The following is an 18,629-nucleotide window of genomic DNA, read 5'->3' on the forward strand; positions in this document are numbered from 1 at the left end:
CGTAGCACGCTCTCGTTTCATAAATACCATCACCAGACACCTCTAGGATGCTTCGCCGTGTTTGGTTCAGTCAATTCGGGAGCACTTCTCCATCGCTAACCGTCAATAAACTTAGCTCAACTGCAATGATTTCATGAGTGCTTGTATCAACTTCAATATGAAGCTTTCTCGAGACACTACTCCTACTATCTGTCCCGTGTTTTTTACTTTCCATTCACCTTCGCCATAAACCTTAAGACCAGTCGCATCAATGGCTAAGTGTCGTATCGCCCTTGTCTTAAATGAAATCTCTACTTGCTTGGTTCTTCGGCTACTACAAGTGTCCTACGGACAACTTAACGATCATAGGCTAATCCAAATATCGAATAGATGAATCCTTGGAATGCCCTCTGGGGTATTGGTAATACTCGCTTTAATGATAGCCAAATCATTGAACTGATTTGAGCTACCGAGCTTACCCTGTTTGCTTTGTGGTCATTGACTAATCGTTTCGTCATCAATTAATAAGTCAGAGAGCAACGGTTAATAATCGTTTGGTTGCATTACTTCCAATTGATTGTTTTGTAACTAGGTTTCGACATGAGGCTATAACGTGTGGTGAATGTAGTTGATCAGATCGTAGGTTGAAGATTTAGTACCTTGATTTAGGAAATAAAGCTCATCATGAGAGGATGACTACGTAAGCCTCAGAGTATTCCTATCTCATTTTTATCTCCTAGTTCTTATAATCATGTTTCAAATTTGTGCTTATAAAAACTAGGAGAGAAAAATGAAAAAACACGCATTAATTTTGGGTATTGCTTTTGGTGCGGTGAGCTTAAATGCTCTTGCAAGTAGTACGGCTACCCTTTCATGGACCGGACAAGTAGGTAGCGGCATCGCACATGGTGATTACATGATTACTGGTCATAATGGTTCCACTACAGCTGATGCATTTAGAGGGGATTTAATCAGCGTCGAATCGAATGCAAAATTCGCATCTAATCATATTGTGCTTGAGTTGCGTGAGAATACTGGTTCAGCTTCAGCTCCTGTTCCCGGTGATAAGTGGGGTATAGGTTCAGAGCTCAATGGTACTGCTGTTACTGCCATTAATATCACTTGGAGCGTTGAACATGTGGCTGGAACTATTGGCTCTGGTGTAGATATTGCTTCTCTAAATGGTGGTAACAATCCTATCATCGTGACGATCAATGGTACTCCTGTCGATGAAAAGGCCAGTTGGACAACGACAAGTCAAAATGAAGTAGGTATTCGCGTGAAAAATGATACACCACTAAATCCAAGCGAAGTTGCTGGTAAAGATATTTCGATCGAAGTTGGTATTTCAGCGACTGCGGCATAATTATTAATAATAGGTGGCATGTTATTAATAATTATCACTGCCACCATTTTAAGTTGTTTTAAAATCGATGAAAAAATATCTCGGTCTACTTATTCTGGTTTTCACATCAAATGTTAACTCTGCTGTGAAGAGATACGAAGAAAAAATTCGAATTCAAAGTGAAGTTGATGTTTCAAAATTGTACACTCAATCTATAACTGATATTAAAATGATACCAGATAATATTAATTTGAAGGTAATGTCAGACGGCAGTCGTTTTGAGAGTGAAACTGTGAGTCTAGTTATAGAAACAGATATTCCTAATCAGGTTTCGGGTGTGACTTTAAATGTCCCATACAGAGTTGAGCTTACAGAGAATAAAGCAGAATGTGCTAATAGGATATATCCATCAAATAAGGTCGACTTTTCTGCAAGTCAAAAAATGAATCCTACATTTGTTGCTGTAAAGATTAGTAAGGTTGGGTCTGGCAGTAACGATTACACCTATACGGGTATAGGTAGTCATGATGGCGTAACTTCTGTCAATGATTTTTCCGAAGTGTATGTTCCTTCGGGTGGGATAATTGAGATGAAAAAGAACACTCATCAATTGAATCTTGACTTTTTGGCTTTCAATAGTATTGCTTCAATAATGCCTACAGGAAGCGCGTTGAATACAGAGTGCAGTGGTTCATTGTTGTTTACTGTTACTGTTGGCATATGAATTTGGTGAAAAATTTTGAGAAAATCGTACTATTATACTTTATTTTCTATCTTGATAGGTTCCTTATTTTTTGGTGAAGTTAAAGCAAAGAATGGAACCGTACCTCAAGGGTTCGATGATTTTTTTACTTTTAAAGATACTTTAATCCGATTAAAAAATCTTGATGGTAGTTTTAGCGAGCCAATGTTATTTAATGCGAATTATGACACGGCTAAGTTTGAGAATCGAGATTTGATTGTTCAATACTTAAATGTTAACGATGTGAAAGCTGAATATCATGAAGAAATAATTAAAAATTTTGAGAATGGTTGGTCTAACAAATCTTTTTGCCAAGGTTATGTTCGAGATTGTTTGATAACCCCTGATTTGTATGAGTTTTTATATAATTTTAATGATAAAGAAATTTATTTTTTTGTTGATGAAAAGATATTGAACTTAAATGCTAGAAATGTATATTCTGATTATCATTCAAATTTTAACGATTCACCAGGGTTTGTTAACAATGTTGATGCTTACTTTTCAGCTTATTCTAGCCAGAATTCAATTTTAACTATTAATGATAAAGCAACGTTTGGGCTACCATACGGTTATGTGAGGTCTGACCTAAGTGTGGCGGTATCTTCAGAAAAGCACAACGAGCTAACTGCTTACGAGTTGTCGTACAATCTTGATGTGCTCGACAAAGTGATTAGAGCTGGTTACTTCAAATATTCGCCAGAGGTAAATAGTACTGATTTCTTGTTAGGATTTAACTCGCAAGCTCCACAAACGGCTGTCGTTTTTGGCTCGTCATCCAACATGCTTGTTAGCGAAGCATCATCGAAGAAGCATCTCGCATTCTTTTCACCTCGGTCCGGTGATGTTGAAGTCCAAAGAGACGGGAAAATTATTTACCAAAGTCGCATTAGTGAAGGGAAAAATACCGTAAATTATAGTGAGCTTCCAAGAGGACGTTATCAAGTTGAAATCATTTTAAGACTTGGTGGAGAGACTATAAACCGTGGTAGTTATTCTGTTTATAACAACGATACGGATACACTGAGTCAAGGCGGCATAGACTATATGTTGGCTTTTGGACAACTCTCCCCTGATAATGCCATTAATGATGATGTGATTGATAGCGATTTATTTGTTCAAGGGAGAATAAGTTATCAACTTTTGCCATCGCTGATGATTGGATCAGGGTTGATGAAGTCTTCGCAAGATACAGCACTAGAAAGTGGGATTCGTTATTCTTTATTAAGTGTTGATTCTGATATCTCATTGAGTGTTAAATTATTTGAAAATGCAAACTATATCAATGGTGGTTTGTCGTCAAACTACGGAAATATAAATTATGAAAGACTGGATAACCAAGGTAGTTATCTAGCTAATACTCTTCATGGTGACGAAAGTTATGAACGAATCTACTTGTCGACTAATTACCGATTTGGACTAAGTTCTTCTTTTTATGCAACGTATTCTTATAATAGAAAACTAGATGAAATCTATATTTATGGCGAGCGCACATACGAAGAAGAGAACTATAACTACGATGACCTAACAATTGGATATAGATTCAACTCCATAAATAAGTCCACTGTCGATATCAGTTTTAATACAGACTTTGATACAAATGCTGTGTTTTTTAATTGGACGTTACCATTATCTGATTCGATGGATTTTTCTTCGAGTATTTACGGAGGCGGAGATGACGCTTCAATTAGTCAAATGACCAACTCTATAAGTAAGAGACAGGTCTTTGATTCAAAATTGATTTCTAATTCTTTACAGGTTTCTAGTACCTACGATAGAAATCGCGATTCATTTTGGCAGAGTGGTACGTTTTCTGCCGATTTAAATAATCCTTTTGGAAGAGCGAGTACATCTGCTTATTTTTCTAGTGATGGAAGTGTTGGTATAAGTGGGAGTCTATCATCATCTCAAATTTTATTTGAAGACGGATATGTATCATCAAGCCCATCTAATTCTTATTTGGTTTTAGATATTGATAATAAAGAAAAATGGGACGATGATAATCAAATTGACCGTGGATATTTGATGGTTAAGCGGGATGGAAAAATAATGACCAAGAAAATGATCGAAGAAGATCAAGAGGTTATTCCATTGGGAGATTATGAAAAGTATGAAGTGTTTTTCGATACAGAAAGTGTCGACTTGTATAACACTGGTGATGCGAGCGTTAAATTATTCACAACACCAGGATCTATTGCAACAATAAAGCCAAATGTTCATAGAAAAGTGTCGTTTATAAGTGGATTTAATGATTTGAACGAAGATTTAGTTCAAGGTGTGACTTGTAAAGGTGAAGGTTGTATTAGCATCAATGAAATTACAGATGGTGTTTACCGTGTGACCGTCTTAGAAGGGTTGGATTTTCACTTGGCTTCTGAAGGAGGCGAGTGCTTTATTCCCAATAGAAACAAAATTGTACGCCTTAATCTCGGGCTTAACTATTGTCTGCCAACTGACTATGCGAATATGCACGAAATTGAGTTGGAAGGTAAGGGGTATCGAGCTAGCTATATAGGTGTTTTTCGACAGGAAAATATTGATAATAATGAGTTCCTTAATCAATTAAAAGACTACGGTTACAAAATTATTAAAAAAAATGTTGGTCAAACAATGACGGTTGTTTATGTTGCTCAAAACACGACCATGATGAATGCACTATTTGCTAATTACTCTGACCAGTTAGAGCAACTTAAAAAGATAGTTATAAAAAATAGTGCGAGCAACATTAAATATCCAATTGTAAATAACTAGGTTTGAATATGAAATTATTGAATACTATTAATCTAATCGGCATTGTTGGCCTTCAGTTTTTATCAACAGTAAATGCGTCTGGCTTGACGATTGATAAAATGTTTGTGATTGCAGATAAGAATAAGAATGGAATCGTTACAGTCGCTAATACTAATGATAAACCATTGTTTGTAAATGCGAACATTGATGAATTTCATGTGAATGATAAGGGTAGTGATTTTATAAAAACGCCCTATAATTCAGGTAACTTTGAACATTGGAAAATTAGTACAACATTAAATAAGCTTGTTCTCCAACCTGGTGAGTCTCGTAATGTAGGTATTCGAAGTCTTTGTTACAACACAACTTGTGATGACTCAAAAGATTTGATGTTTTTTGTTACTTTTATGCCTGCTCCATATACAGGTCCTAACGAAAGTGTTGAAAACTCATCTTCAATGCAACTAAATTACGGTTTCGCTCCCGTTTTTATTATACCAACGGATAAACCTAAAATAGATTATACGATTCGTTCAAATTCAGAAAATATTACTGTTGAGAACAAAAGCAATACAATGATTTATGTTTCTATCGATGATTGTGAAAGCAAGACGAATACAAAGCAATGTTACAGTCGATTCGTTGTAGTTGCTGGTAGAACTAAAACTTTTTCTCTTAATGAGCGTGTAAAAGATAAGTCTCTTAATATAAATGTATCCTCTTATAATGGTAGTTATAAAACTGAAAAAGTATTACATCCACTGGGGTTTATTAAGGACAAAACATGAAACGTATATTAATGATTGTGTTTTTTTTAAATACAGTATTATTTTTAACATTGCTTAATATTTTATTTGGCTCTCGGGCATTTGCAGCGGTAGAATACCGAGCAAATATTGATATTACTGGCACAGTATGGACTAACGCATTGAATGTAGATGTTTCAGCGAAAGTTCCTGCGGAATGGTCGCAAGCAAGTAGACTCGGATTACCAACTGTTAATCATTGGGTGCCTGGTACATTTGTTGCTGCACCGCCAACCAATGTTAGATTTTCTGGTACTGTCACCGGTCGCTACTGGGAGTCGGCTAATGTTCCAATTGGTGTTGTAGGCGTACAATATAATACGACTGGTATATCAAATAGTATTTCTAACTCTGGTTTAGGACACGCTTGCTTAAAGGATAGTATTTCCGGCTCAATGATTGATATGAGGGGGGCAAACTGCATGTCTGCTAGTAAAATATCAAATGCTGCTTCTACGATACCTTTTATTCTATATCGTCCAATTATTGATATTCAAGATGCTGATATACAAAAAGCATTAGATGGGCAACCTAAAGGTGTCTATACCGCATTTGTTCCTATTTCAATTAAGGTCAACTACTACGTTGGAAACGTACTAACTCATCGAATAATCAATGAAACAATATCTATAATTATTAACTATGACCCTGTTTGGATAACAAGTGTACATCTAAGTAATAAAAATGTCGATATTACAACAGTTTATGATTCCACCTCTCGTACTGTTGATGGTGTGCCTGAAGATGTCAGTGTAAGTGTTGCAGGGTATTTCGATAATGGGATTAGGCTATCAATTAGTAACAGAAAGTATTCTTTAAATCATGAATCCGTGTCAGGTCCAAATATCCCTTACTATATTCAATGTATAAGGTGCGGTTCTAAGCTTACTGAAACTATCGAAATGGTAGATAAAATCGGAGAAGTTAAAAATGATAATGTGCTGATTGGAAGTGATCCTGCGAAAAATATTACATTTGTTTTAAGGTTTGGTTACTCGAACGTAGATGGTACTACCCTCATTTCTGGTAAATATAACGATATTGTCGATGTTACTATCGAACCGGTGATTTAACATGTATAAAATGATTATTTTTCTATCAGTTTTATTATCTTTTGGGTTAAAAGCTAATGAAAGTTTAGATGTTAATTACAACAACATGAAGTTAGGTGTTGGTTATGTTAGCAGTTTGAAAGAAAACAAAGAAAAGTATTTAGAGTCACAAGGTTTCGAGTTTTCTATTGGTTATAAATTTGAAAGCAAATGGTTGTTGGAAACAGGATTTACAGACTTTACAAATAAAAATGAAATACAACCTAATGATATTTTCTTACGTTCTAAGAAAAATTGGCAAGTGAGCGACTACGCATCAATTTATGCAGGTTTTGGCTTGAGTTATTTGGAAGATAATTTCAATCCTACAATTAATATGGGTATCAATTACCATTTAAATAATGATTGGTATGTGGATGTAGGTTATCAAAGTTTGATATCAAATAGATATGATGACGTATACTCATTTCTTATTTCTTTAAATTATAATTTTTCCGTTCGATTCAAGGAAGAACAATCTAGCATTTATTATGAACCGATAAGTGTTATTGCCGATACTGATGAGGTGAATATCTCATCAAGTGAGATGAACTTACAAGAGAAAAAATCGAAGAAATATTATGACTATTATGTGGTAATAAAGTATGACAACCTTACAAAGATTGGTAAAAAACTAAATATACCACTTGGTGATGTTATTTTAGCAAACCCACAATTGTCATTGAGAAATAGATCAATCGATTTAATCTATCCGGGTGAGCGTATTTTTTACCCAATAAAACAATAGTAATATAGGCATATTGTAATGAGAATAAAAGAAAGTTTTTTTTCACATCGTTCGAAGCTTTTATTGTATAGTCTTGCTACTGCCACTTTGTACGGCTGTGGTGGTGAAAGTGAAAGTGGTAATTCGTCACTGAAGCCGGTAGACGTAGATGCTCCTGTTCAAGTTGTTGCTAAAGATGCATTGTTTAATACAGAGTTAGCCCAAGATGACTTCGTCGTTGATTTGTATGACGTTGTGTTGAAGGATAGCGATGATAATGCATTTAAGTTAACTAATGTTGTTAGTGTTAATAGTAATGACCCTACGTGTAATGTTTCGTCTATTGATGAATACTCTTTTACTGTTCCACGGAAACAGGCAAGAGTATGTGATTATAATTACCAGATTGCCACACTAACGAATAGTGCTTATAGTGTATCTTCTCAGTCAAGCACTGATACAAATACTGCTATGGTTAGGGTTGTTGTAAGCAATGCTAACAGTACAGAACTGCCGCCTCTTTCTCAAATTGCTTTAGTCAACGATTCGAGTAGTGTTTATCAACCAGTATCAATTAATCTACTCGATGAACTTCTAGAGCAGGGTATGGACGTTTCAAATATGGCGTTAGGGGGGAGTGTGTCTCAACCATTTGGTAATGCGTCAATTGTAAACGTTGATACTGGTAATGATAAAATTACGTATACGCCTGCCCTCGGATTTACGGGCCTGGATAGGCTAATGTACAGTTATACGGATAGTGCTAATGCGATAGCGTATAGTGGCACTATAGATATTGTGGTTTCAAATAGTGCAAACCAAGGCATCTTAGTTCTTAACCCTGATGTTACCTATGATACGGGCAAGGGCTATGTTTCTCTGAAGAATGCTCGTACAGGGTTTGATATTGATGTGAGCCCTTATGTCTCGTCAATCGATGGCGATGCTCTACAACTTATTTATGTCCATTCGATGAGCGCGCCACATACTAGAATTAAAGCTTCCAATGCTAATAACCCTGCTAATATGGAGTTTTTCTTCCAAACTTCCGTTCAGAAAGATCATAGTGTCACTTATGTGGTCAGTGATAAAAAAGGTGCTTATGCAATAGGTCACTTAACCATTGTTGTATTGGATGAAGACGCTCTTCCAACTTGGACGGATATCACTCATCCAGCATCTGGAACGTTGTTTTTTGCACCCAAAGGCATCAATGAATTGGTCGCTAACAGTTATTTGTTTACGGATTTGTTTAATGTGAGTCAGTCTGGGGCAAATTACTTAGTTGGACGATTGAACAGTAATGATCTGCTTCATTACTGCGATCTACTTGGAGCTGAAATAGCGACGGCCGCTGAACTAAAATCTTTGGTTGATCGAGGTTGGACGACTTCATCTAAATGGCCTAATGCAACGACTTATCTGGTTAAAGAAGACTTAAGCTCTAGTGTCTATAAGTTAATGGATATCTCACTTCCACCTTACACTATTGATAGAGCGAATTTGGATGATCCAACATCAGCATTAACGAGCTATTTTCCTGCTTGTGTACTGAGAGGGAAGCGAATGCTGACAAGTCTTGCTCTTTCGGCAGCTCCCCCAACAGGCACTACTTCACTTGTTGTTGCGCAAGGCTACCCTATAGCGGCAAACTTGTCGGGTTACTATAATGATGGCTCTCATGAAAGTGATATGATTGCCTACGATCAATCGCTTGCAAATTATGTGCAAAGTACCGAAATCTTTGAAGTTAAAGGTAATCAACTTACTGGTAAAACAGTGGGAACGACAGATGTACATGGAGAATACGATGCATCTAATGATCCGTTGCGTTCGAACAAATTGTCAATGGAGGTCACTAATGCGGTTGTAACCAGTGGTACTTTACATGTATCGAGCAACTCCGTTCCTTTGGGAGCAGAAATTACATTGACTGGTGAAATAAACTTCAGTGATGGAACGAAAAAGCAATTACATGAAGCGGGAACCTCAATCAAATGGATCAATAGTACGACAGGGAATGAGTTAACTGGCAGCTCCTTAGTCACTGTTAATTGTGATACTAGCTCTTGTAAAGCGAGAGCCAATAGCACAACTACTGGTTATATTGAGCTCACATGGCGTTCTGGTTCAGTATCAGCGACAGCTCAAACCATTAATGTAAATGGAGCTCAGCTTGTGAGTCTCGATAGTATTACCGCTTCCGATGTGAATACTAGTGTAGTTACGGACTCGTATCCGTTAGGGCGCAAATTCAAATTGACGATCTCAGCTACATACACTAATGGTACTAGGGATGTATCAACAGACCCAAGCGCTAATTGGAATTTTGATAATACACATTTTGATCGCGATGAAAATAGATTTTCAGGCCTAACGATTCAGAATTCATCACCGATTACTTTTCAACTAGGCTCTAAGACGTTAACGAAGAATATCAAATTGACTAGTGCATATATCACGGGTGTTGAGATTACCGAGACGAATGTTAGTCGTCCACAAGGGTTATCTCATCGCCTAACATCAAGAGTAATTTATAGTGATGGTTCAGCTTCTACTGGTAACGGTATACCGGGTTGTACATGGAGTAGTAGCAATCATAACGTAGCAACGGTTGATCAAAGCGGCCAAGTATTGGCTTCTTCAAATAACATCGGGAACGCAAACGTAAAATTATCATGCGTTAACTCGTATAACCAAACATATAGCGACTCGGCAGTCTTTAACGTGACTAACGCTATAGCAATGAGTATGACGGTAAGCGCTCCAAACGGCACGGAAACAGTGAGACATCATAGGCTAGCATTTAAAGCGGTAGCGGATATGAGTGATGGTACTAGTGTTGATGTTACAAATCGTGCGGCTTGGAGCCTTTCTCATGCTGCGAGTGGCGTTAGTGTGGATAAAGGGGTTGTATTCACCCCTATGAACCATGACTCCTCGTATGCTTGGGCAAACCCTCAAATAACGGCAAGCCTTGATGGATCGTCTGATAGCATAAGATATACCGTTGATAACGGTCTAATTTTTGGAAACGATTATTATTGGATTGTTCCTATAGCTGGTACGTGGAATCAAGCTGTTAATTTTTGTAATAATCGTAATGGTTTTGAACGACCAGGTCACAACGATATACAGCATCTTCGTGGGAATGGTATTGGCGGTTTATGGACAACAGCATTTCCCAGTCGAAGCAAGCTGATCTGGGAGGCTTGGCGCGACAATAAATCAGCATACTTCACTAATATTGAAACTGGTGCACGAAGTTACGACTGGCAGACCGAGACCTATTCTATGACTTGCATTAAAAAGTAAAAGTTATATTTAAAATGCCACCAACAAAGAATTTGTTGGTGGCATTTTTTGCGTAATTGAATTTTGAAATAGAGCGACCTCGTTTCGCATGCTTTTTAGTCAATACGACAAGTTTCAGGCATGCCTAATCCAGTAAGCTTGTTCAACGCTTTTATCATCGCGTAAGTTTCACCCTGACTGTGTGCTGTAATTTCTGAAATCTAATTGTACTCTGAGCAAATGTTTAACTCGATATATCGCTGTTTCTGAGAGTGAACGTCAGCGCTATCATCTGACACCTCAAGGATGGTTGTTTTGTGACGAGGTTTAGGCATAGGGCTACGAGAGGTAGTGGATGTGGCTGTTCAGATCGTAGGTTCTCAATTTAGTTCCATCGATTTAAGCAACAAAATCACGCATTGTAGGTTCTGTAAGTGATTGAAAAATTAAAATATTAATTAGATTTTTTGTGTGTAAAGTATAACGGATAAATTTAGTCGCTAGACTGTTGTTGTGCAATGTTCTACTGTTTAAGGGTTGAATTATAACTCAAGGAAGACGTTATGCAATTTGCAACATCAAAAGCGACCTATATCATCTTTTTAATATCATTTTCCCCAGTGTTGAATAGTGCTTCAATTTCGCTCAATTGGTTAGGTAAAATCCCAGAGTTCAATATGCCCGAAAATCTGACTATAGATAAGGATGATCTTAAATGGGAAATCGATGGCTTGAAGCTTATCTACCCCCTCAAGGAAAATTTGGAAAGCACTAGAGAACTAAAAATCAACCAAACGAATGATATAGTCACTATCTCCTATCATTTATAAAGAGAAAAAACTTACCAAGCTTAAGATAGATGAAAGATCATTACTTTCTTAGAATTTATTTATTAAAGCACGCCATGTGAGAGTGTGGTGCGCTTACATAACAAAGGGTCCATCTTCCGTAAATATATACTTAATAATGAGCAGTCAGAACAATGTTCTGGGAAGGGGAGTAATGCCTAATAATTTGATATTTAGTCATTAAAATATGAGCGCGACTTAACCTCCGAATTCTACTCATCCAGCACGAAGAATAGGAGCAATTCTTCACCCCAAAGGTGAGTTGAAATGACAAAACGACGTACCAACCTAGAATGGCAAGCATGGTTTGAACAATATGAAAGCAGCAGTATTACCCACGCACTTTTTGAGAACAACATGGACTGAGTTTATCTACGTTCTTCGCAAAGCGGCGTCAACTCCAAATAGCAAACCAGTCTGAGCCTATCGGATTTGTTAGAGACGAAATCGTCGAAAAGACAATTAAGTATCAGGTCCAGATAGCAACGGTTAACATGACACTTCTCATCAATGATGTGGAGCTGAGTATTCTTAAAGCACCAGAGATTTACCTTTATCGTGAAAGCGTCGATTTTAGAAAGTCCATCAACGGTCTTGCTACGATTTTCGAAAATGACACTGACTTGCTTCTTGGCAGCGGTGCTTGTTTACCAATAAACAGCACGATAAGATTAAAGTGTTGTACTGGGTGAAAACAGGCTTCTCCCTTTGGTATAAACGCCTTGAAAAAGCCAAGGATAAGTGGCCTTCAAATGAAAAAAGTCAGGTGTTTACCCTCACACAATTTGAGCTTGATAGACTGCTTTCAGACTTCACAATTATCGGGCATGAACCCGTGTGCGTCAAAATAAACGATTTTACAATGAGTTAATCGTGAACAAAGCCTTATCCACCAAGCGTTAACGGCACGATTTTAGTATAATAAATGCCATGAAAAGACGCCAAGTATCAACCCAGAAAATCAAAATGTTGCCGAGCTACGAGCAATGGTGAAAGCCCTGATGCTCTCGCAATAGTATCAGGAATCACAATGGTAACAAGAGCGTCAATTGCTGCTTGAACAGCTTAAGCTCGCATTTGCCCGCCAGTTTGCTAAATGCGCGGAGTCGAAAAAGCCTTACGATGAATCATAAGGTGACCTCTTCAACGAAGCGGAATGTGAAGCCATTAAGGAAGAAGAGGTTGAATTGACGACTATCAAAACAGTCGCGAGAGGGCGTGCCCTATTGACTTTTTAGTTGACTACAACGGTTATCTACAAACCGATGGTTACGCTGCTTATGATTGTGTTCATCAAGTCACCAGTATGAGGGGTTTGGTTCATGCTCGGGCAAGTTTATGGATGAGAAAAAGCTTCAAGGTAAAGGTAAGTCGGGCAAGGCCGATAAGGCGTTGGCTAAAATCCCAAAACTCTACGGGATAGAATTACGCAAAAAAGGTGCGCCTACTGAAGAATGAAAAGCAGAGCGTCAAGCGCTTGCCAAGCTGATACTGGATGACCTTTACCAATAGATGACGACCCAGAAAGTGATATGTTCTAGCCCACGAGGCAAAGCGATAAAATACACGCTCGGGCAATAACCTAAGCTCATTCGTTATATCGACGATGGTCACTTATCTATCGATAATAATCGCGCTGAACGCGCAATTAAACTGCTGGCTATTGGAAGAAAAATTGGTTATTCCTTAATGCACCAAACGGCGCTGATGCGAGCGAAATATTTTACAGCATCATCGAGACCGTGAAAGCCAACGGTCTTATCTTCTACGACTACATAGTCAAGTGCATGAAAGAGTTGGCGAAAACAGAGCCTGATATCGACGCACTCCTACCTTGGAACTTCAAACACTAGTTATATCGCCCCATGGGCTCATGGGGCGTTTACATTAAAATGAGAGTAAGGCGTTGATTGAGTACCTCCACCTCCATACTCTAAAATTTAAGAAGTTAAGAAAGCTCGACAATTAACTATAACTTATTAATCCGAATCGGGAGCTTAAATAATGCGACATGAGTATTGTTGGATTGCGTTAAGCTAACGTAAATATCACCACTTTGCTCACCTATAGCTAAAGTGTCAAACTTATCTTTAGGTATGCTCAATCGAAATTGAGGCAATTTTCTGGACTGACAACCTACCGAAGCATTCATTACTTGTGTGCCACAATCGTTCTTGCGATTAGCAATAAAATTAATGGGATAACCGTTAGTTAATTCAAAAACCAAATCTGTCGAGCCCCAACCGTTGTGAATAACAGTTTCTGGGTTTCCGCTAACGGGGATGGTTTGCAATGTTGCTTGCATTGTAAACCCATAATTTGCCAAGTAATTAAAGTAGTCACTGGCTTCGAAATTGTGACTAAGTGAGTCCGAAGTGAATACCATTTCATCAAGTTCAATCATATCGACAACCTTGACAGGTTGCTTTAAATGAATAGCTTCCCCTTCTGTGTAGTCAAGTGAAAACTCATAGGTATAGTAACCCAATATGCGAGGTGTATACGCCACCTCAATGTGACATTCTGTATCGCTATTGCCGGCTAATATCGAGCCACATGTATTAGTATGGACGACGAGGTCTTCTGAATGGGTAATTTTAATACCTGTAGCTGGCGCGATTGACTCATTTTTAAAATAGTATTTAATCAAGTATGTACTATTTAAACCGACTAAAGATGACCCACCCTCTACTCGAGAAGATACTACAACATCGCTCACTACCGCCGAACTTTGAATTTTTACCTCATTTCCTTCCATATAATACAAGGAAGAGGTGAATTGATGCTGACCTTTTTCACTCGCTGTAAACGTACCTGAAATTTCACATTCTTTTCCTGCGGCCAAGGTACTGATGGAACCGCATGTGTTCTTGGTAACATTCACTGGAGCAGTACTAGATAACGTTGTATGAATCATACTTGCGTCATGGAAGTCACTCAAGTTTCGATAGATATAACGAATTGGATATGTACTATTTAGTCCTACATTTTGTGGCAATCCAACCTCTATTGAGCCAACAATAGGAACGGTAACCACTTCACCAGAGAGAACAAATGTTTCTTTTAAATTAGCACCGTAGTTTAAATTACCTACTAACTCTACGGGACCAAGAGTTTCGGAAAAATACTCCCCACTCAGTATACAAGACTCCCCAGCTGGAAGAATGTTGCCATCACAACTGTTAGAAACAATCGTTACACCTTTCGTATGCTCAGATGTAATCGTCAAGGTTTCAGTGTCTACATTACTTGTATTTGTGAAAGTGACATGAAAGGGGTAGCTATGATTTAGAACCATGTTATCTGGAAATCCTTTGTCAACTTGACTGTTTAACGAATGAGCAGAAGCCATAGATAAAGTTGAGTTTGCAATTACTACCGTTCCTTGATCGAACATTAAATAATTCGCATAGAGTTGTATGCCGGGTTTAATTGCAGAAGTGCTTATTGAAAGATGGCAGCTTTCTTCAGACCTAATCGTTGAATCAGTACATGTATTACTTAGAACTTCATAATGTTCTGGATATAAGTGGGCAAAACGTATTCCTGTCGCATCATGGTTTTTATTTGTATTGGTAAAAGTAACAAGGTAGTTATATGGTTCGTTCAATACCATTTGTTGAGGTATATCCTGGTCGACGCTGGCTACAATTGGAGCTTCAACTACATTACTTGTTGTGGTTGCATATGCGGTAACACCATCATCACTATACACAAGAGCGGCTGCTGTTAACGTGCCAATTTGGTCTGCCAAGACAGACGCAATCATTGAACATGACTCGCCAGGGTTTAGCGATACACTATTACAGCTATTAAACCGAATGTGACTGATGCCTGGGGCCAACAACGATGTCTTTAAGTTAACCACAGGTTCAGAGTTCATATTTTTAAACTGGAACTCTACATTATAATTGTTTTCTATTGCTATGTTTAGAGGTAAGCTAAGTACGGTATTTCCAATTAGAGTATCCTTTTTCGGGACGTTTTCTGTACCCACAACAACAGGTTCCCCTTCGTCATATGTGAGTTCGTACTGAATGCCGTAAGAGTCTGCCCTTGATGGAATATAGTCACCATGTAAATAACACGCTTCTCCACCTTTCAATGTTGAACTACATGTGGTTTTCACATTCGTTAGTGTTTCGGAGTTCGTTGACTTAATTTTAATGTTATTCGCTTGAGCTTGCCCAGTATTAATAAATACGAAACTAATAGGGGACGCTTTGTCTATATCAAATTTTTGAGATAGATTTGTGTGGACATACCCTACGATTGCACTATCGGTAGCATTGGTTTGATTGGTATAGGTTTGATCACCTATTCGTAATGACAATTCACTAAAGCCACTTTTTTCTGGTGTGACTCTAAATGTCACTGTACACAAATGAGTGTCGTCCAAATCTGTGGATAAACAATCAATACTTGAATATTCTACCAACATGTTTTGAGTTTCAAACAGGGTTGTAGTATCTTCAGTAAGCTTTTGTTTCAATAATACAGTAAATGCAACGGGATAAATATCACCTATTACTGTATTTGAAGGTAATTTCGTAACGAAAGCACCATCATTAAAATTACTAATAGGTTGGAAGGCATTATGATTATCACAACCTGTAAGCGTAATTAAAGATAGAGCTCCACAAAAAATCAGTTCAGATTTATACTTTTTAAACATCGACATTTTAATCTTATCAACCTTTTTCTAAAATTAGGAGTGTTGTTATATTTTCGAGAATCCTGAAATGTAATATATCTATTCCAGAGAAGCATTATCAGCCACCTTAATTGGGAGCTTTCTTACGATAGATTAGGAGTAATCCCCTCCGTTTCTTGAGAGTTTGTTAAAATTACACTAAGGACAAAATTTGGATTTTCTATCTTAGTTTCTTCTGAATTTCAATTAAATTAGGTAAATCAAATAGTGCACTTTTATAACGTTCCAAAAATTTCTCATAATAGTCTTCTGCTAAGCTAGAATAGTGGGCCTTCTGTTTGTTTCTTATTACATGTTCTTTTGCTTTTTGCACGCTAATGCCATCTTGATAAATTATTTTTTGGATCTTTTTCTTATCTTGATCCCTCAGTTTATAGACTTCAAAATAAATGATTTTCTTTGCTTGATTATTGGTAAAACCGCTTTCAATAAGCAATTTCTTGCTCATGTGGTAAAGGGCATTTTGGAGCTCTTTCATAGTGTTTATCTTCGCTATTAAAATTGGCAAAATCTGAATTTTCACTTAATCACTTTTATAAGTTTGATTAGTGTTTTTTTTGCAACTCGATAATCTCAATGATCGAAGATGAATTGTACTTATCTAAAATTCTAGTTTTGTAAGTACTGATGGTTTTATTGCTTAAAGAGAGTAGTTCAGATATTTTCTTGTTAGAATAACCTTTTGATAGATAGTTAAATACAATAGACTCTCGTTCAGATAGAACTGGAGAACTATTTTTTACATTTAGATTTTGTTTGAAAACAGAGTAACCTCGACTGGTAGTTATGATTGCATCTTTGATTAAAGATAGCTCTTCTTTTTGGGATATATAACCATTAGCTCCAATGTCTTTTGCCATTTGATTAAGGGTAGGGTGCTCATCGGATGATATAAATAGTACTTTCCCTTGAAAGCCTCCTTTTATTAGACGGCGGATGAAGTCTAAGCCACTACCGTCCTTTAGGTTTACATCCAATAAAATTAGCTCTATCGAATCTTTACGGACATATTTAGCTGCATCTTTAATTGAGTCAGTTTGAAGTATAATCGACGCAATTTTGGTATTTTCAAGTATTGTAACTAACGCATTACGTATAATAGGGTGGGTATCTACGATTAGTGTATTCATTGAGTTCATTGTCATCTCTCTTTCATTAATTAAATTGAGAAGTCCGTGCTCATTGATTCCTTACATATAATGTAGGATGATTCTGAATGAATGTGTGGAAATCATACATTCCATTTTGGAAAGGCTTTGATGTGATGGACGCATCTCCCTTCTAGCATTGTTGTACCACACTAAAGGTCCAGCCATTAAAGGTAGGAGTAACAACCATGTCCATTAAAGTTGCGGGTATCGATTTAACCAAGAATTTCTATTGAATATTGACGGAACTATCTCGTCAAACCTTATACAGTGCCTTTATCAATATTAGCGGCAAGATTGATGGTGTAACTCAGGATATAATTACACAGAGTCAACGTTACAAGGCGATTAAGAATATCCCTAGCTTTGGCCTGGTCTTAACTGCGTATTTCGGTGATTGCGATCGCTCGTTTCGGTTTATTCCGATCACTTGATCCTGCCGTTTTTCTCTCTTCCTATTTTTACTCTAAGTGATCGGATTGCGCCAGTTTTCTCATCGACTCACCTCCTAGTTCTATTCGATGACTATTGTGTACCAGCCGATCCATTAGAGCGTCTGCGACAGTGGCGTTACCGATCATGTTGTACCACTCCTTTACAGGTAACTGACTGATGACGATCGTGCTGCTGTTTTGGTAACGATCTTCAAGCACTTCTAATAAGTGACCTGCATGCTCTTGGGTTAGCTTTTCCATCCCCCAGTCGTCGAGGATTAGTAGAGCTTTCTTAGCCAACGATTGAAGTTGCTTTTGATAGCTACCGTCCAGACGACCTGCGGTCAGGTCATCAAGCAGGCGAGTTAATCGGTAGTATCTGACCGTGTGTTGTTGGTCGCAGGCACTGGTTGCCAGTGCGCAGCCAAGATACGTTTTGCCAGCACCTGTTGGGCCTGTGATCAAGATATTCTGGTGCTTATGTAGATAACTGCCCGTTAGAAGTTCGCTCATCTGTTTACGATTGAGATTTCGTCCCTCCTTGTAGATGAGTTGGCTCGGCTGAGCATCCACTCTCAGTTTGGCTTGCCGTTTTAAGCGTTGGATTTTTGTCTGATTGCGATTCAATATTTCACTTTCCAGAAGTAGGCTTAGCCTTTCCTCGAAGTCCAGCTCTGCGTAGGTGCTCAGTTGTTCTTGTTGCTGCTCTAACGCTTTCACTGCATGGCTCAAGCGGAGGGTTTTGAGTTGGTCGTTCAGTGCGTTCATTTGTAT

General features: G+C 37.8%; 13 protein-coding genes and 4 pseudogenes. 11 read left to right on the plus strand and 6 right to left on the minus strand.

The features are described 5' to 3' along the window. Positions 1–530, minus strand: a pseudogene (locus AB4154_RS11810) (transposase); the annotation flags it as partial. 239 nt (positions 531–769) lie between these two features. On the opposite strand from AB4154_RS11810, the gene AB4154_RS11815 reads away from it, so the two are divergent. From AB4154_RS11815 to AB4154_RS11845, 7 genes are all read left to right on the plus strand, one after another. After that, positions 770–1,345 (plus strand): hypothetical protein, encoded by a 576-nt coding sequence (locus AB4154_RS11815; protein ID WP_136973897.1) that lies wholly within the window; start codon positions 770–772, stop codon positions 1,343–1,345. A 67-nt stretch (positions 1,346–1,412) separates the two neighbouring features. Further along, entirely contained in the window at positions 1,413–2,048 is a 636-nt protein-coding gene (locus AB4154_RS11820; protein ID WP_136973898.1) for a hypothetical protein, read from the plus strand. Between the two features lie 15 nt (positions 2,049–2,063). Then, on the plus strand, positions 2,064–4,814 hold the full coding sequence (locus AB4154_RS11825) for a TcfC E-set like domain-containing protein (RefSeq protein ID WP_136973899.1): 2,751 nt from the start codon (positions 2,064–2,066) through the stop codon (positions 4,812–4,814). A gap of 8 nt (positions 4,815–4,822) precedes the next feature. Further along, entirely contained in the window at positions 4,823–5,581 is a 759-nt protein-coding gene (locus tag AB4154_RS11830; protein WP_136973900.1) for a hypothetical protein, read from the plus strand. After that, a complete protein-coding gene (locus AB4154_RS11835) occupies positions 5,578–6,672 on the plus strand; it encodes a hypothetical protein (protein WP_136973901.1) in 1,095 nt (364 codons plus the stop codon). The genes AB4154_RS11830 and AB4154_RS11835 overlap by 4 nt, the downstream gene beginning before the upstream one ends. A gap of 1 nt (position 6,673) precedes the next feature. Continuing rightward, positions 6,674–7,438, plus strand: a complete 765-nt coding sequence (locus AB4154_RS11840; protein ID WP_136973902.1) for an outer membrane beta-barrel protein — start codon at positions 6,674–6,676, stop codon at positions 7,436–7,438. A gap of 18 nt (positions 7,439–7,456) precedes the next feature. After that, a complete protein-coding gene (locus tag AB4154_RS11845; protein ID WP_372123118.1) occupies positions 7,457–10,732 on the plus strand; it encodes an Ig-like domain-containing protein in 3,276 nt (1,091 codons plus the stop codon). 95 nt (positions 10,733–10,827) lie between these two features. On the opposite strand, the pseudogene AB4154_RS11850 reads toward AB4154_RS11845, so the two are convergent. Further along, positions 10,828–10,990: pseudogene (locus AB4154_RS11850) on the minus strand (IS5/IS1182 family transposase); the annotation flags it as partial. A gap of 284 nt (positions 10,991–11,274) precedes the next feature. On the opposite strand from AB4154_RS11850, the gene AB4154_RS11855 reads away from it, so the two are divergent. The 4 genes and pseudogenes from AB4154_RS11855 to tnpC form a co-directional block, all read left to right on the plus strand. Continuing rightward, a complete protein-coding gene (locus AB4154_RS11855; protein WP_136973904.1) occupies positions 11,275–11,541 on the plus strand; it encodes a hypothetical protein in 267 nt (88 codons plus the stop codon). A 285-nt stretch (positions 11,542–11,826) separates the two neighbouring features. Further along, positions 11,827–12,113, plus strand: a pseudogene (tnpA, locus tag AB4154_RS11860) (IS66 family insertion sequence element accessory protein TnpA); the annotation flags it as partial. A gap of 89 nt (positions 12,114–12,202) precedes the next feature. After that, the gene (gene tnpB / locus AB4154_RS11865) at positions 12,203–12,430 is read left to right on the plus strand and encodes an IS66 family insertion sequence element accessory protein TnpB (RefSeq protein ID WP_372123119.1); all 228 of its coding nucleotides are present in this window, start codon (positions 12,203–12,205) and stop codon (positions 12,428–12,430) included. 321 nt (positions 12,431–12,751) lie between these two features. Next, positions 12,752–13,412, plus strand: a pseudogene (gene tnpC / locus AB4154_RS11870) (IS66 family transposase); the annotation flags it as partial. 116 nt (positions 13,413–13,528) lie between these two features. Here tnpC and AB4154_RS11875 read toward each other — a convergent pair. The 4 genes from AB4154_RS11875 to istB form a co-directional block, all read right to left on the minus strand. Then, a complete protein-coding gene (locus tag AB4154_RS11875) occupies positions 13,529–16,240 on the minus strand; it encodes a hypothetical protein (RefSeq protein ID WP_372123121.1) in 2,712 nt (903 codons plus the stop codon). Between the two features lie 193 nt (positions 16,241–16,433). Continuing rightward, on the minus strand, positions 16,434–16,796 hold the full coding sequence (locus AB4154_RS11880) for a hypothetical protein (RefSeq protein WP_136975005.1): 363 nt from the start codon (positions 16,794–16,796) through the stop codon (positions 16,434–16,436). Between the two features lie 22 nt (positions 16,797–16,818). After that, positions 16,819–17,412, minus strand: a complete 594-nt coding sequence (locus AB4154_RS11885) for a response regulator (RefSeq protein ID WP_372123123.1) — start codon at positions 17,410–17,412, stop codon at positions 16,819–16,821. A 470-nt stretch (positions 17,413–17,882) separates the two neighbouring features. After that, positions 17,883–18,623 carry an IS21-like element ISVch3 family helper ATPase IstB gene (istB, locus tag AB4154_RS11890; protein WP_011988345.1) on the minus strand — a complete coding sequence of 247 codons (741 nt, stop codon included), beginning with the start codon at positions 18,621–18,623 and terminating at the stop codon, positions 17,883–17,885. Between the last annotated feature and the right edge of the window lie 6 nt (positions 18,624–18,629).

The sequence above is a fragment of the Vibrio sp. 10N.286.51.B11 genome (genome assembly GCF_041469245.1).
Taxonomy (GTDB): domain Bacteria; phylum Pseudomonadota; class Gammaproteobacteria; order Enterobacterales; family Vibrionaceae; genus Vibrio; species Vibrio crassostreae_C.